Here is a 26,558-nt window from a genome sequence, read left to right as displayed (position 1 = left end):
CGTGTCACGGGGCGATGCCGTCGGCGGCGAGACCGGTGACTACCGCCTCGCTCAAGGTGTTGACGGCGGACAGGGGGCGGACCATGACCGTGAACTCCTCGATCAGACCGTCGTCGCCGAGCTGGAGCAGGTCGAGGCCGTGGATCTGCTTGCCGCGTACGGTCGCGCGGAAGATGAGGATGTGCGACTCGACCGGCCGGCCTGCCGTGCCGACCTCGGCCTCGCCGGCCAGCTGCCCGACGTAGCGGAAATCCTCGAACGTGCGGAGGAGCACGCGGAGGAGCCCGTGGACGGCCTGCGCCCCCTCGAACGGCGTGAACTTCACCGGACTGAAGAAGCGAACGTCCGGGCTGAACAGCCCGTCGAACGTGTCCAGGTCCCGGGCCTCGACGGCGGCACGGAACCGCTCGACGGTCGTCACGGCGGCCTCCCCTATAGTCAACGATAGGAATAGTCATATCACTGACTATGCAGCGAGGGAAGTGGGAGGTGTGGCCCGATGGCGTTGCGCCACGCAGTGCTGGCGGCACTGCTCGACGGCGAGTACAGCGGATACCAGCTGGCCAAGGCCTTCGATGTGTCGCTGTCGAACTTCTGGTACGCGGTGCCGCAGCAGCTCTACGCCGAGCTGGCCAAGCTGGAGCGCGAGGGGCTGATCGCCGGCCGGCAGGTCATCCAGCGGGACCGGCCCAACAAGCGACTGTTCACGGTCACCGACGCCGGCCTCGCGGAGCTGGCCGCGTTCGCTGCGACGCCGTCGAAGCCGTCGTCCATCCGGGAGGATCTGCTCGTCATGGTCCAGGCCGTCGACCGGCTGGACCCGGCCCCGGTCATCGCTCAGCTCGAGGAGCGTGCGGTCACGGCGGCAGCGAAGGTGGAAATCTTCGATCGGATGCTACAGCGGCTGCGTGGCGAACTGGACGAGGAGACGTTCCTGCGCGAGGGCGACCGCATCGGGCCGTACCTGACATGTCTGCGCGGCCGCCGGTTCGAGCAGGAGAACCGCGAGTGGTGCGAGCAGGTCGCGGCGCTGCTGCGCGCCCGGGCGCCGCTGCCGAGCTGACCCCGCTATCGATGCTAGACGGCGTCCCTGTGCGCTCGTGTGCGATGCTGCGCGCGACGCGTTGACTCGCCTGCTGGAGACACACATGGACATGGCATGGATCGCGGCCGATCCTGGAAGTGGCGACCGGGCCTCCACGGAAACCCGGTCTGACGTCGACGGCTTCATGTCCCGGCTCCAGCACCTGCTGAGCGCCGGGGAGGGATACACGGAGGTATGCCGCCTCGAAGCGGACCATCCCCTGTTGAACGTTCTCGTTCAGAGGGGACTACGCAGTCATGCACCTGTTTGAGTCCCCAGACGACTGCCGCCTTCTTCGTGGGGATGGCGGGCTGCCCGCGACGAAAACCGTCGAAGTCCCGGTGCTCGGCGACGAATGCACATTCTCGGGTGACTTCGTCTCCAGCGTGACCATGGCAACGGCGACGATCGCCGCCTTCGTCGATGGTGCTCGAGCCGAACGACTCGGAGAGTGGGTTCGGCTCTAAGCCCGCGCGGTGCCGTTCTGGTCGTCACACCGCTTGATCAGGTGCGCGCTCGTGCGGAAGAGCGGATGCTGAACCGACCGACTGTACCGACGGGACCGCGCGGCTATCCGACGCGGTCAGCCAGCTTCGTCAGCTTGGTGACGTACGCCGGCCAGTCGTAGTCGTCGGGGATGTTGGTGCTGTCCCGCCGCAGGCCGATAGCCGTGTCGTGCTGCTCGCGCATGATGTCGGCGTGACCGGCGTGACGGGCGAGGTCGCAGGTCACGTGGACGATGATCCTTTGCAGGGTCACGTCCTGTCCACCTGGCCGCCACCACGGCACCTGTCCCGGCGCGTCGAGCGGTAGCTGTTCGACCGTCTGGTCCGCGAACACCCCGACACGGCGATACAGGTCGATCAGTCCATCCTTCGTCTCGTCCTCGCGCGCGTACCAGTCTGCCTGCGGGTCCTCCTCGAACGCCTGCATGGGGACCAGTTCCTCAGGCGTCGGGAATTCGCGCCCGAATGTGGGCCCGAAGTAGCCGGCTTCGACATTGAGGCAATGCTTGAGGACTCCCAGCAGATTGTTGCCGGTCGCGGTGCGGGGGAGTCTGGCTTCGCGTTCGCTCAGCCCGTCGAGCTTCCAGATCAGGTCTTCGCGAGTCGCCTGGAGGTAGTGGTGCAGCGCAGCCTTCGCATCGCCCAAGTCAGCCATGCCCGCCAGTCTTCCTTATGCGCCGAGCCATCGTGCGGGGGGTGTCGTCTGCAAGATCAGCGCCCGGCTGGAGCGGTCGGCATCCTCCTCTGCCGCTCGGGGCGTGCTGGCGTTGATCGCCGCTGAAGGACGCACGGTGATGTATGGCTGTCTTTCCTGCTCCCGCTTCCGGTGTCGTACCTGCCGCCCAGCTCGTTTTGCGCGCCGCGGTGTCCGCCTTCCTGGGCCGCTACCGTGGCCAGACGCGCCACGCGATCCGACGTGACACTCAACAGGTCCTCCCGATGCTCGATCCACCTGGTTCGTCGAGCCGGGAGGGCAACGCTACTTCGAGCAGAGCAACCCCTCTTGAGCCTCTCCCCGCCCTTGGGGCGACGTCCGGGACTGCGCAGGCCTGAGAGCCACACGACCAGCGTGGGCAGCCGATGCTTTTATGGCGTGATCGGCTTCATCGGGGCGTCGGCGATCTGGGTGACAAGGAAGTCGAGTCGGTCCTCCTGTCCGTCCGGGGGGATGCGGCCGCTTTCCGACAGGACGGCGATGCCGTGCAACGCGCTCCAGAGGACTTCGGCGAATAGTTCGCGTCGCTTGTTGTCTGGGCGGAAGCAGCTGACGAACTCGTCGAAAGAAGCCCGCAGCGGGGGTGGTGTCTCGGCGCTCGCGAACTTCAGGTCGGTGGGCAGGATGAACATGGCCTGGTACAGGGCAGGTCGCTCGGTCGCGAACTCCAGGTAGGCGCGGCAGACGGCGCGCAGGGCCTGTCCGGGCTCGGCGGCGGCCTGCCGTGCGCGGCGCAGGTGGGCGGCGAGTTCGCTGAATCCGTCCAGGGCGACGGCGCTGACGATGGCGTCCTTGCCGTCGAAATGGCTGTACAGCACCGGCTGGCTGTACTCGACCCGTTCAGCCAGCCGTCGTGTCGTCACCGCCTCCCAGCCTTCGGTCTCCGCGAGTTCGCGCGCGGCCGTGATGATCATCTGATGACGGTGGGCGCGTTCACGTTCGCGGCGTTCGCTGATGGCGGACATGACGGCATCCTAGCAATGCTAGACATCCTGTCGGGGGCAAACTATCGTCGCTACCGAACCTAGCGCCGCTAGAAGGGCGCCGCTGTTATCAAGGGGGACAACCCGTGCTCATCAACGTCGCCAACGTGCTCGCCGGACTGATCGGCGCGGGCATCATCTTCGTCGGCGCCCGTGAGATCTGGGCGCCACAGAGCGCCGCCGGCTTCGGCATCCCCGGCACGCCGACCGAGGACTGCAACTTCCAGGCCTGGCTGTCCGTCAAGGCCGTGCGCGACATAGCCTCGGGGATCTTCATCTTCATCCTGCTGGCTGGAGCGACACCCCACCTGCTGGGCTGGTTCATGCTGGCCGCCGCCGGCATCCCCTTCGGCGACGCACTGATCGTGTGGCGTAGCAACGGGCCCAAGGTGGCCGTTTACGGCATCCACGGGGCCACCGCCGTGGTGATGCTGGTGATCAGCGTGCTCCTGCTCGTCGCATAACCGTTTGCACCCCGGAAGGAGCCTCTACTCATGCGCAGCTTCGAGATCACCCCGATAGGTACGGTCCGGAATGACAGGACGGATGTCCAGCACACCGACAACTGGGGTGCCGTCCGCAGCACCATCACCATCGACGAGCGCTTCGGCGAGGCGTGCCTCCAGGGCCTGGACGGCTTCTCCCACGTGGAAGTCCTCTTCATCTTCGATCAGTTCCCGGAACACGGCGATTACCGCGAACCGCGTCCCTACCGCGGCCGCTCCGACCTCCCGCCCGTTGGCGTATTCGCCGGCCGCGGCCCCCGCAGGCCAAACCGCATCGGAGTAACGTGCTGCGCCATCGAATCCGTCCACGGCCGCGAATTGACGGTGGTGGGCCTCGACGCGGTCTCGGGCACCCCCGTCATCGACCTGAAGCCGACGATGGCGGAGTTCCTCCCGGTGAACGTCAAGCAGCCGGAATGGGTCAGCCGCCTGATGTCGGAGTACTTTCAGCCGTAAGCGCGGGTTTGGGGCGAAGCTCAACGCTGTGCTGGGTAGGAGCTTTCGTTGAGATGGCGGTGGTGCCCAACCAGAGTCAACGGCTTTCCGAAGGGAATCCGGAGCCGGTCGAGTGGCTCTTCCACGCCTGATCATCGACCCGGCACGCCGGGCCGCCGACGCCATCGCCTGGTCCCTCTTCCGACGCAGGCATCAAGCCGCCGCCTACTGCAGTACTTGGGCGGCTGGTCTCTAGGACGCCTGGCGGATGGGCAGGTCGGCCAGCCAGACGTCGGCCAGGTCGCTGAGGGGGACGTCGAGAGCCTGGCTGAGGCCGACCACGGTGCCGAACGCCGGTGCAGGAAGGCGGCCCGCCTCGATCTTGCGCAGGGTCTCGGGGGAGATGCCGGCTGCCAGGGCCACCTCGACGAGGCTGCGGCCGGCCCGCGCGGCCCGGAGGGCGGCTCCGAGGCGCTGGCCCGCTGCGATCTGTTCGGCGGTGAGTGGTTGGCGAACCATGCGTGCAGGATATCCCGCCGGAGCCTCCCCGACCCGGCGTGGTATAAAAATACCCGGTATAAAAATACCGCATCCGGAGAGGGAGGCCTCGTGATCGAGCTCAAGTCCGCCGAGGAGATCGGCCGGATGGCGGTGACCGGCCAGTTCGTCGGCGAGCTGCTCGCCGAGCTGAGCGGTGTCGCCGCGGTCGGCGTCAACCTGCTGGACCTCGAACACCACGCCCGCCGCAGGATCACCGAACGCGGCGCCGAATCCTGCTACTGGGACTACGCCCCTTCGTTCGGCCGCGGCCCGTTCCGCAACGTGCTGTGCCTGTCGGTCAACGACGCGGTGCTGCACGGTCTGCCGCACGACTATGTTCTGCGCGACGGCGACCTGCTCAGCATCGACATGGCAGTCTGCATCGACGGCTGGGTCGCCGACTCGGCGCTCTCCGTCATCGTCGGCACCCCCGACCCGGCCGACCTGAAGCTGATCGAGGCCACCGAGGTCGCACTGGAGGCCGCCATCACCGCCGCCCAGCCCGGCGGCCGCCTCGGCGACATCTCCGCCGCGATCGGCGAGGTCGCCCACTCCTACGGCTACCGCGTCAACGCCGAGTTCGGCGGCCACGGCATCGGCCGCACGATGCACGAGGCCCCGCACGTGGCCAACAACGGCCGCGCCCGCCGCGGCTTGAAACTCGAACCCGGCCTCACCATCGCCATCGAGCCCTGGTTCTGCCGCTCCACCGACAAAATCAAGTTCGACAACGACGGCTGGACGATCCGCTCCGCCGACGGCTCCCGCACCGCCCACTCCGAACACACAGTCGCCATCACGGCTTCCGGCCCCCAGGTCCTGACCCGCCGCCCCACCCACGGCGCCACCTCGGCCGACGCCACCAAAGAGCCCGCCACAGCCTCCTGACCCACTGCCCGCCTTGGGTCGTGACTCAGGGCGTTGCGGGGATGCGGCCTGCCGCAGCTTCCTGAGCAAGTCCCAGCCGCACGCCTCAGCCCACCGCTCAGGCATGCGTGCCGTCCGGCCGGCCCCTTCAGCGGCCAGCTGTGGAGCCAGCTCGTCGCGCGGCCGTTTGCTCCCCTCCTAGAATCGTCGGGATGCCAGGGCCGACCGCAGGAAGCGCCGTACCCGGGGGTAGGGCCCGCACACTCGCTCAGGTGTACCGACGCTTCGGTGAGGTCGACGCCGCCGGAACATCGCCGCTGTATGAGCGCGTCGCCGTCGCCCTGAGTGAGTCCGACGAGGCGCTGCGCGCCATCGAGGCGGCGCCGGCGCGCAGGCGGCACCCCACGGTGATCCTCGCCGCGCTGCACGACCTCGCCCTCGCCGGTCGCGCCCCGGCGCTTGCCGCGGCCTATGCCGCTGCGGACGGCGACGCTGCCGCCGGCGCGGCGATCGACACGCTGCTGCGAATGAGCGACGAGGTCGTGGCCATCGCTGTGCGCCGGAAGACGCGGACCGACGAGACCGGACGCTACGCCGTGCTGTATCCGGCCATTGCCGAGGCGGCACGCCGGGTGGGCGCGGATGCCGTTGGGCTGATCGACGTGGGTTGTTCGGCCGGGCTCAATCTCAATGTGAATCGCGTTGGCATCACGTACAGCGACGGACAATCACTGGGCGACCCGTCATCTGCGGTGCAGCTGTCGTGTTCGCTCGTGGGGGACCGCCCCGTCCCGGCGCGGGCGATTCCCGAGGTCGTCGCCCGGGTCGGCGTCGACCTCGATCCGGTCGACGTGACCGACGCGGATGACGCCCGATGGTTACGCGCCTGCCTGTGGCCGGATCAGCCGGAGCGACTCGCGCGGCTCGAAGCGGAGATGGCGTTGGCAGCGACGGCCCCTCCGCTGCTGCTGCGAGGTGACGCCGTCGAGGTGCTGCCCGATGCCTTCGCCCGAGTGCCCGCGGACGCCCTACCTGTCGTCACCACGACGTGGACGCTGTCGCGCTTCCCGCTCGAGAGCCGACAGCGGTTCCTGCACCGCCTCGAGGAAGCGGCGGTCGGACGGGCGGTGGCGTGGGTGTCAGCGGAAGGGGTCGGAGTCGCGCCGACGATACCCACATTTGGTGATCGCCGCGCCTCTGGCCACAGCATCATCGGCCTGGCGGTGTCCGATCGGTCGGCTCTGCACGCCGAGGCCATTGGCCGCTGCTGGTCGAAGGGCCGCTTGCTGGCGTGGCTGGCGGACTCCTAGCTGGGCGCCTACCGCGGTCAGAGTCCGAACGCGCCGCCTTCGACCAGGATCGTCAGACCGAAGCCGACCAGGACTATGGGCAGGATGAGGTGGCCCCAGCGGGAAAATGTTCTCGCGATCAGGGCCGGGTTGCGGGTGCTGCCGATTTCCGGCCGTACTCGGGCCAACATCACCTTCGCCGACCCGGACGGGCATCGTCACCAAGACCTCTTCGGCGTGCCTGATACCGGCCACAAATGGACGTCGATTCGGCGTCCAGCCAGGGATGCCCTCCTCCAAGATGACAGATCTAGGCCAGTGATGACGGGCGGACGAAGGGGGAGTGGTGAGCAGTCGTGCCGGCACCTTGCCCGTGGTTGCCTCGTGCGTCCTGTTCGCCAGCGCTACGGCGGTGATGGTGCCGGTGACCCTCGGTCTCGGCTGGGACGAGGTGGTCTACGTCAGCCAGCACGAGCCACACGGCCCGGCCGCGTTCATGAGCGCCCCTCGCGCGCACGGCGTGACCGTGCTGGTGTGGCCGGTCGCCTCGTGGCTGGATTCCATCGTCGCACTGCGGCTGTTTCTCGTGACGACGGCAGCGGCGTCGCTCGGTCTCGCGTTCTGGGTGTGGAACCGTCTGCTGCCCCACTCGGGCGTTGCCTCGGTGGCGGCAGCGTTGTACGCGAGCCTGTGGATCGCCCTCTTCTACGCGAATGCGGCGATGCCCAACCACTACACGGCGATGGCGGCGGTCGCGGCCGTCGGGTCGTACCTGATGGCTGCCTCCGACCGTGCCGGACCCGGCGTGTACCTCGCGCTGGCCGTGTCCCTCGCGGTGGCCGCCCTGATGCGTCCGGCGGACGCCTTCTGGCTCGGGCTCCCGCTCCTCACGGCCAGCCTCGCGGTACGGCGGTTTCGGCGGTGGCCGCTCGCCGCGGCGGCGGTCGCGGGCCTCGCCGCCGGCGGTGTGCCCTGGATCGTCGAGGCCGAATCGCGTTTCGGAGGGATTGCCGAACGCCTCCGGCAGGCCAGCGCAGTACAGGGCGGAACCACGCCCAGGTTCGCCCTCTGGCAGGTGATGAGTACGCTCGACGGGCCCATCCTGTGCCGGCCCTGCGACAGCCCGTTGCGGTGGCCGGCGGCTCTGTGGTGGGTGGCCGTCGCCGTGCTGGTGGTGATCGGCCTGCGGGCTGCGCGCCGTACGGGTGCAGCACCGGCGGTGTGGCTGGCGTTGGCGGTGAGCGCGTCGATGGCCTTCCCTTACCTGTTCCTGATCGGCTACTCGGCGCCCCGGTTCCTGCTCCCCAGCTACGCGCTCGCACTCGTGCCCGCCGCATACGGGCTGCTCGTGCTACTCCGGGCCGCACCGGCTCACCGACGCGTGCTGGTCTTCGCCGCCGTGGTGGTGGCACTCGCCGGCCACGTCGCCATCCAGGTCGTGATCCTTCGACACGTGGTGTCCGAGCAGCAGCGCGGCCGCAGCGACTGGGCCCGCATCGCCCGGACGCTGCATTCCCACGGAGTGCGGCCACCCTGTGTCGTCTCGGGACACGAGGCCATCCCCGTCGCCTACTACGCCGGCTGCAGGGCCGTCGAGGACCAGGGGAACAACCGCAACGCCACCAGCGAAGAGCTGCAGCACACCGCCGCCACGACTTCCTTCGCCTACCTGACCAGAAACGGCGCCCCACCCGGTTGGGCCCGAAACTGGCAACGCGTCCCGGTGCAGGAGGTGAGCCACGGTTTGGCGCTGTACCTGCCACCGCGGTGACGCGTAGCGGTAGAGGAGTCTTGAGCAGGCGTTTCTGGTTGTGCGGCTGGGGGCCACCGTCCGCCGCGCGGAGCTCGGTCCCATCACATCGGCCATCAGTTAAACGTGCAGCCGGTCCGACGGCGTCAGCAGAGACAGCGGCGAGGGTGACGCCGTCGGAGGCGACACCGGCACCGGCGGCCGTGGCCTGCGATTCCCGACGTGCACGGCCGGCAAGAGGACAGGGCGCGGGCCCTATGTGCGCGGCCAGGAACCCGAGTCGGTACGACGACGGCAGAGTCTGCGAGTAGGAAGGCTGCTTTGGGGATGGCTAGCGCTTGGGCCACTGCCAGGCCGGCTGGTCCAAGCGCGCCTGGCCGGCCACCCGGGTCTCGCCGAACTCCTTTATCGGCTCAATCCTCGTCAGCTCCTCCGCGTCGTGCTCCAAAGCGGACAACAGCCCACGGGCGTGGCTGACCACCACGACCTGCGTGCGGGTCGCACCGGCGAGGATCAGCCCGGCGAGGGGCCTCAACAGGTCCGGGTGCAGGCTCGTCTCCGGCTCGTTGAGCACCAGCAGCGCGGGCGGCCGCGGGGTGAGCAGCGCCGCGACCCACAGCAGGTACCGCAGGGTGCCGTCGGACAGCTCGGCGGTGCCCAGCGCCCGTAGCAGGCCCGGCTGTCGCAGCCGCACCTCGAAGCGCCCCGCCTCGGCACCGATCTCCAGCTCGCTGCCGGGGAACGCCGCGTCGACGGCAGCCGCGAGCGCGGCATGGTCACCGATCTCCCGGATCGTCTGCAGGGCGGCGGCGAGGTCCGCGCCGTCATGGCCGAGCACTAGGGTCCGCGTACCGATCTGTGCCCGGCGGGCCGGCGCGTCCGCGTCGGCGCGCATGTGGTCGTAGAAGCGCTACGACCGAATCCGTTCCCGCACCGTCAGCAGTTCGGGGGCGCGCTGCGGGTCGATGTACTCGCTGAGCATGCTGTCGAACGGATGAACCGCGCCGGGCACCGTGAACCACGAACGGCCGAGGTCCGCGCGGTCACGCTGTGGCAGGACAGGAAGAGCAGGACATCCCCCGGTTCCGCGACGAAACCGCCGGCCTGCACCGCACCCTGCTGGCGCTGCTGCACGGCCCGCTCGGCGGGACCTTCGAGGGGCAGACCACCACCGCGATCCGCCTCGACACCCCGGCGGTGTGCGTCGACATCTCCAGCATCGACGACACCGACGAGCTGCGCACCGCCGCCACCCTGCTCTCCACCTGGAGCTATGGCTTCGCCCAGGTGGAGGCCGCGCACCTGATGTCCGACCTCGGTCTGGCGCCGCCGAGAACGTTCTTCACCGTGCTCGACGAGTTGTGGCGGGCGCTGCGCGTCGGCCACGGCCTGGTCGGCCGCGCCGACGGCCTCACCCGCCTGAACAGGCAGAAGGGCACCGGCACCGCCTTCATCACCCACTCCCTGGCCGACCTGGAAGCGCTGCCCACCGCCCACGACCGGGCCAAAGCCAGAGGCTTCGCCGAGCGGTCCGCGGTGCTGATGATCGGCCCCTGCTCCGAGCAGGAACTCGACGCCGTCGCCCGCGTTGGGCCGCTGTCGCAGGCCGAGCGGCGCGAGATGCTGTCCTGGTCGGCGCCGCCGTCGTGGACGGCTGCCGAGGGCAGCGAAACCGTCGGCCGCGGCAACTTCCTGATCAAGGTCGGGTCGCGGCCAGGCATTCCGGTGGACCTGGAGCCCACGGAGGTGGAGAAGCAGCTCGGCAATACCGACTTCCGCTAGACGATGACATGAGCCGGCCCGCCGGTCCGCGCGGTGGCCACGACGACGCTGGCCTGATCGCCGGGGGCATCGCCGGCGCATCTGCAGGTCGGTACCCAGCTCGGTCTGGCCGTGCACGTCCTGATGGCCCACGGGAATCCGGAGATGACCGGCGGCTGGCGGCAGGCTGCCATCGCCGCTGCCGACCTGCGCGCCACCCCGCCGACGGGGCTCGCTCGGGACGCCGCCGCGGAGCTGGGCGAGGCCCTGCGGTGGACCCGCTCTCTGCTGAACCCTGATGCTCACGACCGTGTCCAGCACATCGGGGACCTCGCGCGCCTCGGTACTGAGCTGCCGCTGCTCGCCGCCACCCTGCACCGGGGACTGCGCAGCGCTGTGCAGCGCCATGACCTGTTCGTCCGGGGAGAGTCTGCCCTGCAGCGTCCCGCCGGGTCGTTGGTCTACCGTGCGGCCCTGCGCTGGCGGCCGGCGACCGCTGACGATGACCTGGTGCGCGACCTCAGCCGAGCGTTGTCGCAGAGGCTCAAGCCGAGTGCCCGCCAGCGTTGCCGCCCAGGCGTTCCCACGCCCGGCACGGCCAGGAGCGCCGGCAGCGGACAGCCGTCCGAGCCGGGCGCTGCGGCCTTCGCCCGGTAAAGCGGCTGGGCAATCACGGTGATGCACGCCGCCGGAGACCGACATCCGACCGTGTCAGCTCAGGTTGGCGAACGCTTCGACGTTGCGGGTCCTGCCGGCGACGATAAGGATGTCGCCGGCGTAGATGACTGTGCCGGCGGTGGCGTAGGTGAAGTCTTCACCCGGCCGCTTGATCGACACCACCGTGATGTCGTGCTTGGAGCGTAGCGCCGAGTCGGCGAGGGTCTTGTCGAAGGCCTCCTCGGGGGCGCGAGTTTTGGCAATGGCGTAGTCGTCCTCGAACTCGATGAAGTTGAGGATCTTGCCGGTGACCAGGTGGGCGACGCGTTCGCCCATCTCGTGCTCGGGAAGCACGACGTGGTGGGCGCCGACGCGCTCGAGGATGCGGGCGTGTTGCCGGTTGACGGCCTTGGCCCAGATGTTCGCTACGCCGAGGTCGGCCAGCAGGGCGGTGGTGAGGATGCCTGCTTCGAGGTCGGTGCCGATGCCGACGACGGCGTGGGTCATCTCGTGCACACCGAGCTGCCGCAGGGCGACCTCGTCGGTGGTGTTGGCGACGGCTGTGTGGGTGAGCTGGTCGGTGTAGGTCTGCACCACGGCAGGGTCGGCGTCGATGCCGAGGACCTCCCAGTCTTGGCGTATGAGCTCGATCGCCATGGAACCGCCGAAGCGGCCCAGGCCGAGCACGGCGATGCGGTTGCTGGTCGCGGATTTCCTAGCCAACGATCGGTCGCTCCTCAGGTAGTTCGTAGCGGCGGGTGCGCTCGCGCAGCGCCAGCGCGGTCGCGGCGGTGATCGGACCCAACCGGCCGACGAACATCAGCATGATCAGGATGACATGCCCCGCGGTGCCCACCTGCGCGGTGATGCCGGTGGACAGCCCGACGGTAGCGAACGCCGAGGTGACCTCGAAGAGCACCTGGTCGAGCCGAAACGGGGTCAGCGCCAGCAAGGCGGCGGTCGACGCAGCGACGGCGGCGACGCTGAGCAGCGCGATGGTCAGTGCCTGACGCTGCACGCCGGCGGGTAGCCGACGACCGAGGGCGTGCACGCTCGGCTGGCCGCGGATCTCGGCGAGGATGACGAAGCCGAGCAGTGCGAACGTGGTGACCTTGATGCCGCCGGCGGTGCCAGCGCTGCCGGCGCCGATGAACATCAGCACGTCGTGGATGAGCAGCGTGACGTCGTTGAACTCGGCCACGTTGAGGTTGTTGAACCCCGCGGTGCGCGGCATCACCGCGGCGACGAATCCCGCGAGCAGCTTGCCGCCGATCCCGAAGCCGCCCAGCGTGCCGGGGTTCGACCACTCCGCGACGCTAATCGCCAACCAGCCACCGGCGAGCAGCACGACCGTCATCCCCACCGTAATCTTGGTGTGGATCGACCAGCGGCGCGGCGTGCGGAACTGGCGGCGCAGCTCGAACAGCACCGGGAAGCCGAGCCCGCCGATGATCACCGCGGCGGCGATGGGCAGGCAGATCAGCGGGTCGTCAACGAACTGCATGAGGCTGTCGGCATATAGGCCGAAGCCGGCGTTGTTGAACGCCGAGATCGCGTGGAACACCCCCAGGTACAGCGCTCGGCCCGTGCTGTGGCCGTAGCCTTCGGCAAACCGCCAGGCCAGCGCGGCCGCCACGACGGCCTCGACGATGAGACTGACCCGCATGACACCCAGCACGACCCGGCGGACCTCACCGACCCCGATCGCCTTCGTCTCCGTCTGGGTACCCAGCTGCAGGCGCATCCGCAGCCGGCGCGCCACCAACAGGCCGAGCAGCGACGCCAGCGTCATGATCCCGAATCCGCCGATCTGGATCAGGCCCAGGATCACCGCCTCGCCGAACCCGGACCAGAAGGTGCCGGTGTCCTCGATGACCAGCCCGGTCACGCACACCGCCGACGTCGCGGTGAACACCGCCGTTACCAGCGGCGCGCTGCGGCCGCTCTCGGTGGCGAACGGCAGCGACAACAGGGCGGACCCGGCCAACACCGCCACCGCAAAGCCCAGCACCACCAGCCGAGCCGGATGCCGCACCGTATCGGTCAGCCGTGTGGTCACCGCCGACGGCACGCGGAACCGACGTACCCCGGTCCCTACGAGGGTTGTCAGCCGTCGAGCACCTTCGCGCACGCCACGTGCCACCGAGCGCCACCGGCCGTGCGCTTTCGCCGGATCGCGGCCGGTCATCGGTGCCCAGGCCAACAGCGCCGCGCCCAGCGCTGCCGCGACGAAGACCGCAACGACCGCAAGCAGCCCCACCAGTAGCTGCACCCAGGTCGACTCCACCACGTCATGATTCACCCTATGGGCGTGCCGCCCGCCGCGGGCCTCCCACATCGCGCGGGCGCCGCCTGCTGGACCGCCCGGTACACCGTCGCCCGGGCCACACAAAACAGCTCCGCCATCTCGCCGCCGGGCGCGCAACGCCACCAAGTGGGCCTCCTGCCGCGGTTCAGCTTGGGCTGTGCCTGCCCCGTTGGGCGCCCTTGGCCCTGGCCACTTTCGTCCCCTCGCGGGTCATTCCCGGCGTCGCACTGCTGACCATGACCCCCACTGTCATCACGTCGACTGTCACCATGCCGCAAAGCCCTCGACCGCAGTGGTGTGGGGGATGGTTGGCGGCGGGTAGTGGAGCGGCGCGCACCACCAAGCACGCGTGCCTGCCCTCGAAACTGAAGAGATCAGGCAGCCGCACCCGGTACCCGACGCCCACCACCGCGACTGTCGTCAAGGCTGGCGGCCTGGGGCGCGTTCGGCGCGCCACCGGTCGATCAGGGCGGGCAGCTCACGGAACATGAAGCCGTAGAAGTCACGCATCTCGCCCAGCCGCCGGGCAGCGGGACTGTCCGGACCGGCCGCCTCGATGCCCTTGTCGGCGGCCTCGAACATGGCCTGCACCATGCCGTTCTGCGACGACATTAGGGTTGCCCAAGCCCCGTCACGCAACCGGTAATGCTCGCGGCGGCTGCCCGGCGCCGGGACCCGTTCGATCACCCCCACCGTGGACAGCATCTTGATCGCGCCGGACACCGACCCGGAGCTGATGCGCAGCTGCTCGCCGAGCTCGGCCGCAGTGACGCTGTCAGTGTCGGCAAACATGAACGCCGCCATCACCCGCGCGGTGGCCTTCTGCAGCCCACCCTGAGCCAGGGTCAGCGCCATCCGCTCGGCGGCCTCGGTGGTATCGGCCAATGGTCCATCCCCCTCATCAGCGATCTTGACCAAATTCTAGCATCTTCGAGTCTTCAGAAATCTCTGAACACTCTGATAGTATCGAGGGCATGACAACGCCGATCGAACTGACCGAACTCACCAAGATGTACGGCACCCGCCGCGGCCTCGCCGGCCTGACCCTGACCGTGGAGCCCGGCGAGGTGTTCGGCTACCTCGGCCCCAACGGGGCGGGCAAGTCCACCACCATCCGGCTGCTGCTCGATCTGATCCGTCCCACCTCCGGCACTGCCCGCGTCCTCGGTCTGCACCCGCGCACCGACGCCGTCCAGTTGCACCGTCGGATCGGTTACCTGGCCGGCGACTTCGTCGTCGACGGCCGGCAGAAAGCCGGCGAGTGCCTCGCCTTTCTCGCCAGCCTGCGCGGCGGTGTCCCAGCGACGCGCATCATCGACCTCGCCGATCGCCTCGACCTGGACCTGAACGCCCGCGTCAAGAGCCTGTCCAAAGGCAACCGGCAGAAAGTCGGCCTGGTCCAGGCATTCATGCACCAGCCCGAGCTGCTCATCCTCGACGAGCCCACCTCGGGACTCGACCCCCTAGTCCAGCAGACCTTCCTGGACATGGTCACCGAGGCCAAGGCCGGCGGGCAGACGGTCTTCATGTCCAGCCACATCATGAGCGAGGTCGAGGCCGTCGCCGACCGCGTCGCGATCATCCGCGAAGGCCGCCTCGTCGCACTGGACACGGTCGCCGACCTGCGTGCCCGATCGTTCCTGCACGTCCGGATCACCTTCGCCGAGCCAGCGCGTGCCGAGGAGTTCATCGCCCTGCCGGGCGTCACCGACGTGCGCGTCGACGGCAACACCCTTGGCTGCCGGGTCGATGGCAGCCCCGACGCGCTGGTCAAAGCCGCCGCCCGGCACACCATCACCGGCCTGCACGCCGACAGTCAGGACCTCGAAGAGCTGTTCCACACCTACTACGCCGCTGCATAAGCCCTCGACACCACGCGACCCACGAAACGGCAGGATCATGACCACCACTACCGCCCGCACGGCGACCCCCACCACGCCGACCATGGTCCCCGGCGGCTCGGCCCTCGCCCGCGCCTTCGGCCGCACGATGTTCACCAAGACCCTGTACGACAACCGGCGAATCTTCGCCGTCTGGGCCATCGCCACCGGCCTCCTCGCGATGATGTACGCCAGCTTCTACCCGCAGATCTCCGCCGACGCCATGGCCAACGTGCCCGAGGCCATGCGCGGGTTCGGCTTCGACGACACCGGCACCGCCGCCGGCTACCTGCAAGGCGCCGTATTCGGACTGCTCGTACCGCTGCTGGTCACCTTCTACGGAGCCGCCACCGGCGCCCGCATGATTTCCGCCGACGAGGACACCGGCTACCTGGACCTGCTGCTGGCCCACCCCATCAGCCGCACCCGCCTGCTGCTGCACCGCTACGCCGCCCTCGCCGCCGGCGCTCTCCTCATCGCCGCCGCGACGCTCGCCGCGGTCCTGGCCGTACGCAACAGCGCCAACCTCGACACCATCACCGTCGGAAACTTCGCCGCTCAGGCGGTCAACCTGGCGCTCCTCGGGCTGCTGTTCGGCGCCGTCGCCACCAGCATCGGCGCCGCGACCGGCACCAGCCGCGCCACCGCCTTCGGCCTCACCGCCGGTCTCGGCGTGCTGTCCTACGCCCTGCACGGCTTCGCGCCCCAGATCGGCGCCGACTGGCTGCGCTACCTCACGCCGTTCCACTACTACATCGGCGGCGAACCCCTCCGCCACGGCCTGCAGGTCGCCGACGCCGCCCTCCTGGCAGCCGCCACCATCGCGCTCATCGCGGCCGGCGCCTGGCGGCTCAACCGCCGCGACCTTGGCCGCTGAACCATACGGATGGGACTGCGTACAACCTCGATCGGAGTGTGGATCTAACGGCACCTCTCTGTGTCAAGGCGTTGACAGCAGAGAGGTGCCGTTAGCTAGGCGGCGGCGCTGCGCCACAGCGTCCTGCGCGTGTACGGCGTCCGCGAGCCCTGATCAGCGGCGGCCCTCTGCCACTTCCGGGTCCATTCGATGTTGATCGGTGCACCCAGCCCGCCAGCATACGAACCTCATTGCCGTGGTCGAGGGCCAACGCATCGTGGTGGCCGCCACTCACGCTAATGTCCGCCGCGACGGCTACCGAGGCCCGCGACAGATAGCTCCAGAACCCGCTGGCCCCCGCTAACCTCGCAGAGCCGCCTTGCATCGGCGCGGAATCCGCCACGTCATTCGCGAGCGATCCGACCAGGTCGACCGCCGGGCGGCCAAGGGCAGCGCTGGCGGACGGCCACCAACTTTCGACAAATTTCGCTCCCCGGGGAGAGTCGCTGCGGAAGTTTCGGCGGCGCTAGGTATTGCGGCAGGCGTGCCCCGATACACCCGTCACGGCCGGCGAAGGAGCAGTAGGCGTGGACTGCTCAATGTCCACGCCGACACGATGCGGTAGTGAGTGAGCGCCGGACATGCCGCACACCCTGCGGGCGCCGGCCTGGGTCCGGTGGTGTGTCAGCGGCCGGCTTGACCTCAAGCGCACTTTAGGTTGCATGTTGGGCCCATGGACACTGCGATGACCGGGACCGAATTGCGTGCTTACCTTCGGCGGATCGACGTGGCCGACGTACTCGAGGCGCGTTCGGGGCCGACCTTGAAGGAGTTGGAAACGGTGGTCGCCGGGCACAACCGCAGCATCCCGTTCGAGACGCTGGACCCGGTGCTCGGGCGTCCGGTCGCCGATCTACGTACCGGGCCACTGGTCGACAAGCTGGTGCATCGTCACCGGGGCGGCTATTGCTACGAGCAGAACGGCCTGCTCAGCGGGGCGCTGCTCGCGCTCGGCTACGACGTCACCCCGCTCGCCGGGCGAGTTGTCTGGATGCAACCGGACGACGCCCCGCCGGCACCGCGAACGCACCTTGCCCTTGCCGTCGCCGTCCCGCCCGCCGGGGAGCGGTACCTCGTCGACGTCGGCTTCGGAGGGCAGACGCTCTCCTCACCCATCCGGCTCGATGAGCAAGCTCCGCAGTTGACCAGGCACGAGCCGTACCGCCTGGTATCGATGCCGGACGGCTGGCGCCGGCTCGAGGCGGAGATCCGCGGATCGTGGCAGCCGCTCTATGTCCTCGGGCCTGACGCCCAGGAGCGCATTGATCTCGAAGTAGGCAGCTGGTACGTCTCGACCCATCCCGACTCGGTTTTCGTTCGAGGTCTGAGCGTTGCTCTCACCGCGGACGACGCCCGGTGGAACCTGCGCGGCCGCGTCCTCACGGTGCACCGTCGCACCGGCGGTAGCGATCGGACCGTGCTGAGTTCGGCGGCGGAGGTCATGGAGTTGCTCACCGGCCGCTTCGGTATCGACATCACCGGCCTCGGTGACGTCGAGGCGCACGTCGCCCGGGTGCTTGACAACTGAACGAGCGCGATGGCCGTCACTCCCGGCTGGGTGCCGCTGGGGTCGCTGCGCGCCCGTAACTGCCAGAGCCGCAGCGCCGCAGAATTTGACTCACCGCGTCACGACCGTTTCGTTCGACACTTCACCGGTGTGAGCGTCTCTGCGCGAGCAGCGGCGGGCTACCCGGGCGGTTGGGCCTCCGCCGCCGCACGAACGCGCCGATCACGGCGAGCACCATGAAGGCGGACCTGGCAGGCATCGAACTGGGCGAAGGGCGCAGGTATTCCCGGGTGGCCTTCGAGGTGTACGCCTTGTCCGCGACCTGGGTCAGGTCTTGCGGACTGCGCCGGTGAAGCCGGCAATGAAGAGGGTGGCGAAGGTCCAGGCGAGTAGTTGCAGGACCCAACCGGCGACGGTGAGGGTTTGGCCGGTCGGCGTGCTGGTGGGTTGGCAGCGGTCGCGGGCACCAGTCTTGATCAATGGCGTGCCGAGGTCGAGGCCGACGCCGACCTGGTCGGTGGTGGTGCAGGCGGTGGCTGCGACTGCTCCGTTGCTCGCCGGCTTCTGGGCGAGGCCGCCGTGGTGGCCGCCGATGACGCTGAGGGTGACTGCGGTCGCAAGCGTGGCGAGCAGTAAGAGCAGTGAACGCCAGGGCTGGTAGCCGTAGCCTAGGGCGATGCCGGTGAGGCGGCCCCAGGAGCGTTCGGCGCCGGACAGTCCGGCACGCTGAATCTGGTCGCGGCGTTGGGCGATCAGAATGGTGCGGGCGTCGCGGTCGTGGCCGGCGGCGCGGTACGCGGCGGCGAGGTGCTGGTAGGGCTGGGCGGCGTAGCGGGGGGTGTGCTCACGCAGCAGGGTCAGCCAGCGCCGCAGTGACGCAGGCCGCGGCAGCCCGCTGTAGGTGAGCCCGTCCAACTCGATCAGCGATCCCTGGCCCGATGCCCTGCGCGTCACCCGATCTATGTCGAGGCGGAAAGTCCCACCAATCCGCGCACCGGCTAACACCAGCACCACCTGACCATCGGCGCTGTTCGCGGTGAAACCGTCATCCAGAATCACGTCCTGGTCGACCTGAAGGCCGTTCGCGTCGAGGGCGGGTCCGGCCGTGTTCTCCAACCGGGCCCCACCGCAGACCAGAAGGCCGCCAATGCGGGCACCGGGCAGCCGGATCGTGCCCAACTCGCTGGCGCTGGTGGCGGTGAACCCGTCGTCTAGGAAGACGTCTCGGTCGACCTGGAAACCGTCGGCGTCGAGGACCGGTCCGACGGTGTTCGTCAGCCCCGCACCACCGCAGCTCAATGAGCCGATGTGGGCGTCGATCAGCCGGATCGTGCCCTGCTCGCTGGCGCTGGTGGCGGTGAACCCGTCGTGCAGGAACACGTTTCGGTCGACCTGGAGGTTGTCGGCGTTAAGGGCGGGTCCGGTGGCGTTTTCCAGCTTGGCGCCTCCGCAGTTGAGTTGGCCGCCGATGTGGGCACCGAGCAGCCGGACCGTGCCGCGCTCGCTGGCGCTGGTGGCGGTGAACCCGTCCTGCAGGAACACGCTTTGGTCGACCTGGAGGCCGTCGGCGTCAAGGGCCGGTCCGGTGGTGTTCTCCAGCCGCGCCCCGCGGCAGTCCAACGTGCCGAGGCGGGCGGCGGCGAGACGAACGGCGCCAGCGGCGGCATCAGCGGTGACCGTGCTCTTGTCGAGCGAGAGCACCCGCGCGGCAAAGCGGGTGGCGTCGACTGGTGCGTCGTCGGAATCGGGCGCCTGCTCGATGCGGCACCCGGTCAGGGCAACCGCCAATAGTTGGGCGTTGCGGAGATTCAAGCCGCCGGGCAGTAAACAGTCACGCAGCTCCAGCGCCAGGCCACTGGTGATGTTCTCCAAGTCGATCTGATCGGTGATCCGGGCCCCACGGAGCCGCAGGCCGTGCGGGTCGGGCTCGCTGACCAGACGACCGCGGACGAGCTCACGGATGACTGAAGCCGAAACCGTCCGGTCAACGCCCCAGGACCGCATCGCTGCCTCGTCGACTGGTCCGTCCCCGGCCAGATCGAGCACCTCGCCGCAGGCGACGGACTTTATCAGTCGCTGCTCGACAGGACTGTGCGCTCGAGCGCCCGCACCCCTGACCCGCCGGCCGCCTACTGACCTCATGTCGCCAATATATTGACAGCCACGTCGCTTACAGCGATCACGGACCCGAGCGGCGGCGGCTTCTCGATGGACGAGGCGCTTGACGGGTGTCTGCCGCCAGTACTGTGATTCGGTTGCTCAGTAGCCGGCTACGTCTCCGGGGCGCCCTTGAGCACCGTGGTACAGCCGTATCGGTGGTCGACCCGGACCGCTCCGGTGAACAACGCCGCGCCAACGCGGAACCTTCTCCTCGCCGGCGCCGTCATAACAGGTGCCGGCGAGAGTCTTCTTGAGGCGAGGGTGGAAGAGGTCAGCGCTGGAGCCGCACCGTGTCACCGTCCAAAGGAGTGACGTGCCCGCCCGCGAACATGGCCGAAGATGAATGAACGCCCGTCCGAGCTGAGGCCGACACCCGCGTCATCGGCCGTCAGCAACGACGTTGAGCCGAACCGTTTGCGCACAGGGGCATGCCGATGAAAAGGAATGAACCACGGTCGCGATTGCGCTCGTGGGAGGAATCGCCGCGTTGATCGCAGTGGTGTGGTCGCCGACCCGATCCGAGACGGAAGCGGTCCCGGCTCCGCTGAGCGCCGCAGCGCCGGGCGTGTCTACGTCGGCGACGTGGACCGAGCCTGCGAACTACGACTTCGTCCTCGACGGGGATTGCCATCGAGGACCAACCGCAGGGCGGTGGCATGTCACCGTGGCGAACCGGAAGATCGTCGAGGTCGTCCCGCTGAGCCAGGGCCTGGAGCGACCGACCTCGGTAGGCGACTTCCCGACCCTGGGGGAGCTGTTCCGTCGAGCGGACGAGGCGAGGGCCGACGGCGCCGAAGTTGTCCTGTCCGTCGACGCGCGAGACGCGCATCCGCTGCGCGTCACCTTCAATGGCTCCGCCGCTTCTGTGGACGGAGCCATCTGCTTCACGGTCACCGAGTACCACCTCACATGACTGCGCCGCGGTGGCCGTACCGGTGATACGCCCACCGCGCGTTACGGGCTGACGATGTGGGCCGGTTGCGTCCTGATGTTCGTTACTCCGCCCCCACGTCACGGGCACCATCAGGAGCGAACTGACCACGGTGATCAGCGCGGTCGCGGTGGCCGGCCCGGACAGTGGCAGCATGGCGGCGAGCCCGCCGCCGGTGGCCAGGACCCCGAGGATCCGTCGTGGCCATGACTGTGCAACCTGCCGCGACGGCCGTTGCCTACCGTGCTGCGCTTCCCCGTGCAGTTCGCGCGGCCCGTCCAGGCCCGCTTACCTACCAGCGCCGAAATCAACTTGCTGGCATGCCGCGGACCGGCTGTCACCGGCGACGCGGCGTGATCAGCCCCGACTCGTACGCCCACACGACCAGCTGGGCACGGTCGCGGCAGTGCAGCTTCGTCATCGCCCGGTTGACGTGTGTCTTGGCGGTCAACGGGCTGATCACCATGCGCAAGGCGATCTCGTCGTTGCTCAGCCCCCGGGCGACGAGCTCGACGATCTCCCGTTCGCGGGCGGTCAGCACGTCGCGTCCGGCCGCCGGCTCGGCCGGCGGCGGGCCGGCCACGAACTCGTTGATGAGCGTACGCGTGACCGCCGGGGCGAGCAGCGCGTCGCCGCGAGCCACGACGGCGACGGCCTGCAGCAGGTCCGCGGGGTCGGCGTCCTTGAGGAGGAACCCGCTGGCACCCGCGCGGAGTGCGGCGAAGACGTAGGAGTCGAGCCCGTAGTTGGTGAGGATGAGGACGCGGACCGCGGTGAGGTCGGGATCGGCGGCGATGCGCCGGGTGGCTTCGATGCCGTCGAGTCCCGGCATCTGCACGTCCATCAGCACGACGTCCGGCCGCAGGCGTCGCGACAGCTGGACGGCCGATGCGCCGTCGGCGGCCTCGCCGACGACCTCCAGGTCGTCCTCGGCGTCGAGCAGTGCCCGGAATCCGGCTCGCATCAGCGCCTGGTCGTCGGCGAGCAGGACCCGGATCACGCCGGCTCCTCCCTCCGGTCGGCCGCCACGATCCGTGACGGACTGAGCTGGTTGGACCTCGCGCAAGCGCTCGGTCATGCTGGACCGACCAGCGGGAACGTGGCCCGTACCGCGAACCCGCCGCTGTCACGGGCGGCGGCCTGCAGTGTGCCGGCCAGTCCGGTCACCCGTTCCCGCATGCCGCGCAGGCCCACCCCCGGTGTCAGTGGCCGGACCGGCGATGCCTGGCCGTCGTCGGTCACCGAGACGGTCAGCTGTGCCGGGGCGTACTCGATGTGGATCTGCGCGGTGGTGGGGCCGGCGTGGCGGGCCACGTTGGTCAATGCCTCCTGGACCACGCGATACGCGGCCTGGTCGACCTCGGCGGGTAGGTCCTGCGGCTGACCGGTGACGGTCACCTGCACCGGTATTCCGGCCGCCCGGGTCCGCTCGGCGAGTTCGCCCACCCGAGCCAGTCCGACGCAGTCTCCGTCGGTGGGTGAGCGCAGGACGTCCAGCGTCGTGCGCAGTTCCCGCATCGCGGCGCTGCTGGCCTCCTGGATCGCCAGCAGCGTGGCCGACGGTTCCTCGCCCTGTTTGCGGGCCAGGTGCACGGCGATCCCGGCCTGCACCTTGATCACGGAGATGCTGTGGGTCAGAGAGTCGTGCAGGTCCCGGGCGATGCGCAGGCGCTCCTCCCCGGCGCGGCGCAACGCCATCTCCTCGCGGGTGCGTTCGGCCTCGATCGCCCGCTGCTCGACCTGTTCCAGGTACGCCCGGCGCTGCCGGGCGACGAGCCCGGCGACGTTGGCCGCGAAGAACCAGCCCAGCAGCAGGGCGGTCCGCTCGGCGATCTGCTGGCTGGGCCGGTCGGAGGGCGCGACCGAGACGTCGCGGGCCAGGAAGCCGCCGAGGAAGACGAGGCTGGCCAGAGCGGCGGCCGCTCGGTGCCCTCGCCAGGCGGCCAGGTAGACCGTGCCGAGGACGGGGAACGCGGCGGACACCCCGGCGTGTACCCGGACGTGGAGGGCCAGCATGGCGGCGGTCACCACGCTCAACGCCACCACCGGGTAACGCCGGCACACCGCCAGGGCCGCCGCCATGACCAGGACCAGCGCGACGTCGATCGCCCGAACCGGTGCGGCGTCCGGCGCGAGCGCGGCGTTGCCGAGCAGGAGGGCGCCGAGGGCGAGGCCACTGAGGGCGTACGGCAGATCGCGGCGCATGGTCGAACTGTAGAACGGGCCGTCATCAGGGAGCATCTGGCGGCTGCGGTAGAAGGGCGTACTGCGGACGCGGCATCGGCGGCCGGGCAAGTGCCTGCGGCAGCACGACGCCTTTCCGGCCCGCCGAGGCAAGCATCGAGCCCATGACATACCGCTTCTTCACCCCCGCCCCGGCGAAGGCTGCGACCGGCCTGACCGCGGAGGTCTACCGGCAGCTGCAGGACGAGTTCCTCGGGCCGGTGCCCACCTTCCAGGCGCTCTCGGCCGTGCCGGAGGTGCTGGCCGCGACGTGGGCGCTGATGCGTGAGGCCCTGCTCGCCGGGGACGTGTCCCGGGTCGACCGAGAGCTCGTCGCGTCGGCAGTGTCCCGGGCCAACCGCTGCCGGTTCTGCGTCGACGCCCACGTGATGCTGCTGCACGCCTTGGGCGAGCACGAGCTGGCCGAGGTCATCGCCCGGGGCGGGACGCCACCGGAGCCGAGGCACGTTGAGCTCGTCGGCTGGGCCGAGGCCAGCCGGAACCCTCGGGCCGCCGCCTGGACCAGCCCGTACCGCCTCGAGGTCACCGGCACCCTGCTCGCCTTCCAGTTCATCAACCGGATCGTCTCGGCGCTGCTCGACCCGGATCTGCTCCCCGGCGGCCTGCAGCGCTCCCCGCTGGTGAGGTCGGTCGGGGGCAGGCTCTATGCCAGGGCGGCCCGGGAGCCAAAGGAGCCCGGCCGCAGCCTGCCGCTACTCGACGCCGCCACAACGGCGCCACCGGCCTGGGCCGGGGACAGCCCGGTCGGCGTCGCGTACGCGTCGCTGAAGGACGCCGCCACGCGAGGCGGGGACCTCCTGGGCGACGTGGCTCGCCAGACCGTCACGGCCACCGTGCGGTGGGAGGACGGACGGCACCCGGCCCGGCCCGCGGACTGGGCCGTCGATCTGGTCCGGGACGTACCCGCCACGGACCGCATCGGCACGCGGATAGCGCTGCTGGCGGCGTTCGCGCCCAGCGCGATCAGCCCGGGCGACGTCGCCCTCTGGCGGCTCTCCCATCCGGACGACGCCGACCTCGTGCGGCTGGTCGCGTACGGCGCGATCACGGCCACCGATCACGTCGCCCAGGCCCTGTCCCCGACTCATCACTAGGAGCTCACCATGCGCAAGGCCTTCGTCGTCTTCAGCGCTCTGTCGCTCGCCGCGTTCGCCCTGCAGTTCATCTTCGCCGCCGTGGGCGCCTTCACGAAACCCGCGGGCGACGACGCATATACGCTGCACAGCGTCAACGGGATGGTGGTCATCCCCGTTCTCACCCTGCTCACCATCCTGTTCGCCGTGCTGGCGAAGGCGCCGGGCCGGATCGTCGGACTGGCGGCCCTGCCGCTCGGCCTGGTCGTCGTGCAGGCGCTCATCGCCGGGCTTGCGAACGGCTCCACCGACGCCGCGGGCGCCAGCACCCCGTTCGGCCTGACCATCGCCGGGCTGCACGCGCTCAACGGCATCATCGCGGTGCACGTCGTGGTCAGCGTCCACCAGGCAGCTCGAAAGCTGGCCAACCCGACGCCGGCCGACGCCAGCCCGGTGGCCGTCCGCGAAGGGGAGCCGGCATGACCACCGGCTCGCTGCTCGCGGCCGACCTGGTGATCGCGCTCCTCGCGGCCGCCGGGTGGCTGGGCGGCGGCGCCGCGTCGGCCGCCCGGCGCCGGCCGCTCGCACTGGGACTGGCCGCCTTCGCGCTGCTCGCCACGCTCGCCCGGGCGATCACGATCACCGCGCTCGCCCGCGCCGGTTGGTGGTTCGCGGCGGAGAAGGTCCTCCTCGCCGCCCCACTGTCACTCGCGGCGGTGGCCGTCGCCGGGCCGCGGCTGCTGCGGGCCTCGGGCGACATCCGCTCCGCCGCGGTCCCGCTTCTCTTCGCCGGGTACGCCGGAAGCGCCGGCCTGCTCGTGACGGTCCTGCACGGCTATCCGGCCTCGGCGGGAGTCGGACTGCTAGCGGTCGCCGGGGTCGTCGCGGCGACCGCGGTCACGTGGCGCGTCCTCGACGCGCGCCCTTCGCCGACGGTGTCCCGGGCGGCCCTCGCGGTGGCGGCCGCGGCGCTGGTGACCGGAACCGGCCTGGCCGTCACGCCGAACGCCGCTCCCGGCGTACCCCATGACCATGGTTATCGGGATACGCGGACCGCCGGCGAACCGACCAGGCGGTTCACCCTGACGGCCGGAACCGCCACGGTGAGCGTGAGCGGCCGCGACGTCGCAGCGTGGGCGTTCAACGGGCAGGTTCCCGGGCCGGAGCTGACCGCCACCGTCGGCGACGTCCTGGAGGTGACGCTGCGCAACCGGGACATCGCGCGGGGGGTCACGCTGCACTGGCACGGGTACGACGTACCGAACAGCCAGGACGGGGTGCCCGGCGTGACGCAGGCGGCGGTGCTGCCCGGACAGGAGTTCGTCTACCGGTTCCGCACTGACCAGGTCGGGACGTACTGGTACCACACGCACGCGGTATCCGACATCGGCGTGCGGAAGGGGCTCTACGGCGTCCTGGTGGTGCGCCCGGCGCCGGTGACCGGCGTCGACGTCACCGTGCCGGTGCACACCCTTTCCGGTCTTCCACTACCCGCACCGAGGACGGAGCCGGTCGAGGCGGGGATGCCCGTGCGGCTGCGGTTGATCAACACTGACCGCACGACACACCGGTACGCCCTGGCCGGGACCCCGTTCCGGGTCGCCGCGATCGACGGATCCGACCTGCGGAACCCGACGCCGCTCGTCGACACCGCTGTGCTGATCCCGGCGGGCGGACGCTACGACCTGGTGTTCACCGCGCCCGCCACGCCGGTGGCGCTGTTCGTCGACGGACGCCAGGTCCATTCGACCGGACCGGTGTCGGCGGCGACCGGCGCATGGCCGGTGCTGGACCCGCTCAGCTACGGCGTCGCCTCGCCGGTGCCGTGGTCCCGGTTCGACAAGGAGTTCACCCTCGTGCTCGACCGCGGCCTCGACCTGCGCGGACTGCTTCCGCGGTACGCCCACACCGTCAACGGCGCGGCCGATCCCGACATCCCGTCTCAGGTCGTACGCCTCGACGACATCGCCAAGTTCACGATCGTGAACCGGTCCCAGGTCGTGCACCCGTGGCACCTGCACGGGCATCACGTCCTGGTATTGACCCGCAATGGACGACCGCCGACCGGGAGTCCTTTGTGGCTGGACTCCTTCGACGTACGGCCCGGCGACGTCTGGGAGGTGGCGTTCCGGGCCGACAACCCGGGGATGTGGGCCAACCACTGCCACAACCTGGCCCACGCCGACGCCGGGATGACGCTGCACCTGATGTACTCGTGAGCCTCGGCGGTGGCGCCGGTGGGGAGCAACCGGCTGCCTCGTCGCGTGGGACGTGCTCTAGCTTCTGCTGTCGCAAGAGAAACTTTTGCTACATCGTTCAAAAGATATCGATGTTCCTAACAAAGTCCTCTAAGGTGAGGCTACGTCATGCATCGGGACTGGTCGATCGTCGGCGTCGACGGCTCGTCCCATGCCTGCTCCGGCGGCCCAGCTCCTCCGCAACCGGC

At 69.7% G+C, this 26,558-nt stretch carries 27 protein-coding genes and 1 pseudogene; 16 read left to right on the top strand and 12 right to left on the bottom strand.

The annotated features are described in order from the left end of the window. Positions 1 to 4 precede the first annotated feature (4 nt). A complete protein-coding gene (locus V6U88_RS25080) occupies positions 5 to 421 on the bottom strand; it encodes a nuclear transport factor 2 family protein (RefSeq protein WP_334456661.1) in 417 nt (138 codons plus the stop codon). Positions 422 to 499: 78 nt separating this feature from the next. Between V6U88_RS25080 and V6U88_RS25075 the strand changes: the two genes are divergently transcribed. Then, positions 500 to 1,063 (top strand): PadR family transcriptional regulator, encoded by a 564-nt coding sequence (locus V6U88_RS25075; RefSeq protein WP_334456660.1) that lies wholly within the window; start codon positions 500 to 502, stop codon positions 1,061 to 1,063. A 591-nt stretch (positions 1,064 to 1,654) separates the two neighbouring features. Here V6U88_RS25075 and V6U88_RS25070 read toward each other — a convergent pair. Together V6U88_RS25070 and V6U88_RS25065 are read right to left on the bottom strand one after the other, a co-directional pair. Next, positions 1,655 to 2,245: a DinB family protein gene (locus tag V6U88_RS25070; protein ID WP_334456658.1), complete on the bottom strand. Its 591-nt coding sequence runs from the start codon at positions 2,243 to 2,245 to the stop codon at positions 1,655 to 1,657. A 431-nt stretch (positions 2,246 to 2,676) separates the two neighbouring features. Beyond that, entirely contained in the window at positions 2,677 to 3,270 is a 594-nt protein-coding gene (locus tag V6U88_RS25065; RefSeq protein ID WP_334456657.1) for a TetR/AcrR family transcriptional regulator, read from the bottom strand. 104 nt (positions 3,271 to 3,374) lie between these two features. On the opposite strand from V6U88_RS25065, the gene V6U88_RS25060 reads away from it, so the two are divergent. Further along, positions 3,375 to 3,752, top strand: a complete 378-nt coding sequence (locus tag V6U88_RS25060; protein ID WP_334456655.1) for a DUF4267 domain-containing protein — start codon at positions 3,375 to 3,377, stop codon at positions 3,750 to 3,752. Positions 3,753 to 3,782: 30 nt separating this feature from the next. Next, on the top strand, positions 3,783 to 4,250 hold the full coding sequence (locus V6U88_RS25055) for an SAM-dependent methyltransferase (protein ID WP_334456654.1): 468 nt from the start codon (positions 3,783 to 3,785) through the stop codon (positions 4,248 to 4,250). A 231-nt stretch (positions 4,251 to 4,481) separates the two neighbouring features. Here V6U88_RS25055 and V6U88_RS25050 read toward each other — a convergent pair whose 3' ends face one another. Next, positions 4,482 to 4,748, bottom strand: coding sequence for a helix-turn-helix domain-containing protein (locus V6U88_RS25050; RefSeq protein WP_334456653.1), 267 nt, complete (start codon positions 4,746 to 4,748; stop codon positions 4,482 to 4,484). 90 nt (positions 4,749 to 4,838) lie between these two features. Between V6U88_RS25050 and map the strand changes: the two genes are divergently transcribed. Further along, positions 4,839 to 5,657, top strand: coding sequence for a type I methionyl aminopeptidase (map, locus tag V6U88_RS25045; RefSeq protein ID WP_334456652.1), 819 nt, complete (start codon positions 4,839 to 4,841; stop codon positions 5,655 to 5,657). A gap of 251 nt (positions 5,658 to 5,908) precedes the next feature. Beyond that, positions 5,909 to 6,946, top strand: coding sequence for a DUF2332 domain-containing protein (locus tag V6U88_RS25040; protein WP_334456651.1), 1,038 nt, complete (start codon positions 5,909 to 5,911; stop codon positions 6,944 to 6,946). Between the two features lie 17 nt (positions 6,947 to 6,963). Here the strand turns inward: V6U88_RS25040 and V6U88_RS25035 are convergent, their stop codons facing one another. Next, positions 6,964 to 7,116: a hypothetical protein gene (locus V6U88_RS25035; protein ID WP_334456650.1), complete on the bottom strand. Its 153-nt coding sequence runs from the start codon at positions 7,114 to 7,116 to the stop codon at positions 6,964 to 6,966. A gap of 155 nt (positions 7,117 to 7,271) precedes the next feature. On the opposite strand from V6U88_RS25035, the gene V6U88_RS25030 reads away from it, so the two are divergent. Continuing rightward, positions 7,272 to 8,696, top strand: a complete 1,425-nt coding sequence (locus V6U88_RS25030) for a hypothetical protein (RefSeq protein WP_334456649.1) — start codon at positions 7,272 to 7,274, stop codon at positions 8,694 to 8,696. Positions 8,697 to 9,006: 310 nt separating this feature from the next. On the opposite strand, the gene V6U88_RS25025 is transcribed toward V6U88_RS25030, so the two are convergent. Further along, positions 9,007 to 9,570, bottom strand: a complete 564-nt coding sequence (locus tag V6U88_RS25025; protein ID WP_334456648.1) for an AAA family ATPase — start codon at positions 9,568 to 9,570, stop codon at positions 9,007 to 9,009. Between the two features lie 155 nt (positions 9,571 to 9,725). On the opposite strand from V6U88_RS25025, the gene V6U88_RS25020 reads away from it, so the two are divergent. Next, on the top strand, positions 9,726 to 10,457 hold the full coding sequence (locus V6U88_RS25020) for a hypothetical protein (RefSeq protein WP_334456647.1): 732 nt from the start codon (positions 9,726 to 9,728) through the stop codon (positions 10,455 to 10,457). Between the two features lie 111 nt (positions 10,458 to 10,568). After that, positions 10,569 to 11,093, top strand: a complete 525-nt coding sequence (locus V6U88_RS25015) for a hypothetical protein (RefSeq protein ID WP_334456646.1) — start codon at positions 10,569 to 10,571, stop codon at positions 11,091 to 11,093. A gap of 54 nt (positions 11,094 to 11,147) precedes the next feature. On the opposite strand, the gene V6U88_RS25010 is transcribed toward V6U88_RS25015, so the two are convergent. The 3 genes from V6U88_RS25010 to V6U88_RS25000 form a co-directional block, all read right to left on the bottom strand. Next, complete coding sequence (locus tag V6U88_RS25010; RefSeq protein WP_334456645.1) at positions 11,148 to 11,780, bottom strand: potassium channel family protein; 633 nt, start codon at positions 11,778 to 11,780, stop codon at positions 11,148 to 11,150. 28 nt (positions 11,781 to 11,808) lie between these two features. Further along, positions 11,809 to 13,380: a TrkH family potassium uptake protein gene (locus V6U88_RS25005; protein WP_334456644.1), complete on the bottom strand. Its 1,572-nt coding sequence runs from the start codon at positions 13,378 to 13,380 to the stop codon at positions 11,809 to 11,811. 441 nt (positions 13,381 to 13,821) lie between these two features. Beyond that, positions 13,822 to 14,286 (bottom strand): GbsR/MarR family transcriptional regulator, encoded by a 465-nt coding sequence (locus tag V6U88_RS25000; RefSeq protein ID WP_334456643.1) that lies wholly within the window; start codon positions 14,284 to 14,286, stop codon positions 13,822 to 13,824. 125 nt (positions 14,287 to 14,411) lie between these two features. Here V6U88_RS25000 and V6U88_RS24995 point away from each other — a divergent pair, with 125 nt between their 5' ends. The 4 genes and pseudogenes from V6U88_RS24995 to V6U88_RS24980 all read left to right on the top strand — a co-directional run bounded on the left by V6U88_RS24995 (position 14,412) and on the right by V6U88_RS24980 (position 17,725). Next, positions 14,412 to 15,263, top strand: a complete 852-nt coding sequence (locus tag V6U88_RS24995) for an ABC transporter ATP-binding protein (RefSeq protein ID WP_334456642.1) — start codon at positions 14,412 to 14,414, stop codon at positions 15,261 to 15,263. A 37-nt stretch (positions 15,264 to 15,300) separates the two neighbouring features. After that, positions 15,301 to 16,158, top strand: a complete 858-nt coding sequence (locus V6U88_RS24990) for an ABC transporter permease subunit (RefSeq protein WP_334456641.1) — start codon at positions 15,301 to 15,303, stop codon at positions 16,156 to 16,158. A 349-nt stretch (positions 16,159 to 16,507) separates the two neighbouring features. Beyond that, positions 16,508 to 16,621: pseudogene (locus tag V6U88_RS24985) on the top strand (IS5/IS1182 family transposase); the annotation flags it as partial. Positions 16,622 to 16,870: 249 nt separating this feature from the next. Next, on the top strand, positions 16,871 to 17,725 hold the full coding sequence (locus tag V6U88_RS24980) for an arylamine N-acetyltransferase family protein (protein ID WP_334456640.1): 855 nt from the start codon (positions 16,871 to 16,873) through the stop codon (positions 17,723 to 17,725). A 306-nt stretch (positions 17,726 to 18,031) separates the two neighbouring features. Here the strand turns inward: V6U88_RS24980 and V6U88_RS24975 are convergent, their stop codons facing one another. After that, positions 18,032 to 19,750, bottom strand: coding sequence for a hypothetical protein (locus tag V6U88_RS24975; protein ID WP_334456639.1), 1,719 nt, complete (start codon positions 19,748 to 19,750; stop codon positions 18,032 to 18,034). A gap of 778 nt (positions 19,751 to 20,528) precedes the next feature. On the opposite strand from V6U88_RS24975, the gene V6U88_RS24970 reads away from it, so the two are divergent. Continuing rightward, the gene (locus V6U88_RS24970) at positions 20,529 to 20,777 is read left to right on the top strand and encodes a hypothetical protein (protein ID WP_334456638.1); all 249 of its coding nucleotides are present in this window, start codon (positions 20,529 to 20,531) and stop codon (positions 20,775 to 20,777) included. A gap of 355 nt (positions 20,778 to 21,132) precedes the next feature. Here V6U88_RS24970 and V6U88_RS24965 read toward each other — a convergent pair whose 3' ends face one another. Together V6U88_RS24965 and V6U88_RS24960 are read right to left on the bottom strand one after the other, a co-directional pair. After that, positions 21,133 to 21,795, bottom strand: a complete 663-nt coding sequence (locus V6U88_RS24965; protein WP_334456637.1) for a response regulator transcription factor — start codon at positions 21,793 to 21,795, stop codon at positions 21,133 to 21,135. A gap of 74 nt (positions 21,796 to 21,869) precedes the next feature. After that, positions 21,870 to 23,000 (bottom strand): sensor histidine kinase, encoded by a 1,131-nt coding sequence (locus V6U88_RS24960; protein WP_334456636.1) that lies wholly within the window; start codon positions 22,998 to 23,000, stop codon positions 21,870 to 21,872. Positions 23,001 to 23,143: 143 nt separating this feature from the next. Here V6U88_RS24960 and V6U88_RS24955 point away from each other — a divergent pair, with 143 nt between their 5' ends. The 3 genes from V6U88_RS24955 to V6U88_RS24945 are packed head-to-tail and all read left to right on the top strand — an operon-like array spanning position 23,144 to position 26,331. Further along, on the top strand, positions 23,144 to 24,133 hold the full coding sequence (locus V6U88_RS24955) for a carboxymuconolactone decarboxylase family protein (protein ID WP_334456635.1): 990 nt from the start codon (positions 23,144 to 23,146) through the stop codon (positions 24,131 to 24,133). A 9-nt stretch (positions 24,134 to 24,142) separates the two neighbouring features. Next, a complete protein-coding gene (locus V6U88_RS24950) occupies positions 24,143 to 24,595 on the top strand; it encodes a DUF6220 domain-containing protein (RefSeq protein WP_334456634.1) in 453 nt (150 codons plus the stop codon). Next, entirely contained in the window at positions 24,592 to 26,331 is a 1,740-nt protein-coding gene (locus tag V6U88_RS24945; RefSeq protein ID WP_334456633.1) for a multicopper oxidase family protein, read from the top strand. The genes V6U88_RS24950 and V6U88_RS24945 overlap by 4 nt, the downstream gene beginning before the upstream one ends. The last annotated feature ends 227 nt before the right edge of the window (positions 26,332 to 26,558 follow it).

Source organism: Micromonospora sp. CPCC 205739, assembly GCF_036906795.1.
GTDB lineage: Bacteria > Actinomycetota > Actinomycetes > Mycobacteriales > Micromonosporaceae > Micromonospora.
This window is presented reverse-complemented; position numbering and strand designations above follow the sequence as displayed.

Bases quoted from the DNA above. Each gene is read 5' to 3' on its own strand.
- V6U88_RS25075 (WP_334456660.1), top strand. From the start codon at position 500: ATGGCGTTGCGCCACGCAGTGCTGGCGGCACTGCTCGACGGCGAGTAC.
- V6U88_RS25070 (WP_334456658.1), bottom strand. From the start codon at position 2,245: ATGGCTGACTTGGGCGATGCGAAGGCTGCGCTGCACCACTACCTCCAG.
- V6U88_RS25065 (WP_334456657.1), bottom strand. From the start codon at position 3,270: ATGTCCGCCATCAGCGAACGCCGCGAACGTGAACGCGCCCACCGTCAT.
- V6U88_RS25055 (WP_334456654.1), top strand. From the start codon at position 3,783: ATGCGCAGCTTCGAGATCACCCCGATAGGTACGGTCCGGAATGACAGG.
- V6U88_RS25050 (WP_334456653.1), bottom strand. From the start codon at position 4,748: ATGGTTCGCCAACCACTCACCGCCGAACAGATCGCAGCGGGCCAGCGC.
- V6U88_RS25035 (WP_334456650.1), bottom strand. From the start codon at position 7,116: ATGTTGGCCCGAGTACGGCCGGAAATCGGCAGCACCCGCAACCCGGCC.
- V6U88_RS25025 (WP_334456648.1), bottom strand. From the start codon at position 9,570: ATGCGCGCCGACGCGGACGCGCCGGCCCGCCGGGCACAGATCGGTACG.
- V6U88_RS24995 (WP_334456642.1), top strand. From the start codon at position 14,412: ATGTACGGCACCCGCCGCGGCCTCGCCGGCCTGACCCTGACCGTGGAG.
- V6U88_RS24990 (WP_334456641.1), top strand. From the start codon at position 15,301: ATGACCACCACTACCGCCCGCACGGCGACCCCCACCACGCCGACCATG.
- V6U88_RS24980 (WP_334456640.1), top strand. From the start codon at position 16,871: ATGGACACTGCGATGACCGGGACCGAATTGCGTGCTTACCTTCGGCGG.
- V6U88_RS24960 (WP_334456636.1), bottom strand. From the start codon at position 23,000: ATGCGCCGCGATCTGCCGTACGCCCTCAGTGGCCTCGCCCTCGGCGCC.
- V6U88_RS24955 (WP_334456635.1), top strand. From the start codon at position 23,144: ATGACATACCGCTTCTTCACCCCCGCCCCGGCGAAGGCTGCGACCGGC.
- V6U88_RS24950 (WP_334456634.1), top strand. From the start codon at position 24,143: ATGCGCAAGGCCTTCGTCGTCTTCAGCGCTCTGTCGCTCGCCGCGTTC.
- V6U88_RS24945 (WP_334456633.1), top strand. From the start codon at position 24,592: ATGACCACCGGCTCGCTGCTCGCGGCCGACCTGGTGATCGCGCTCCTC.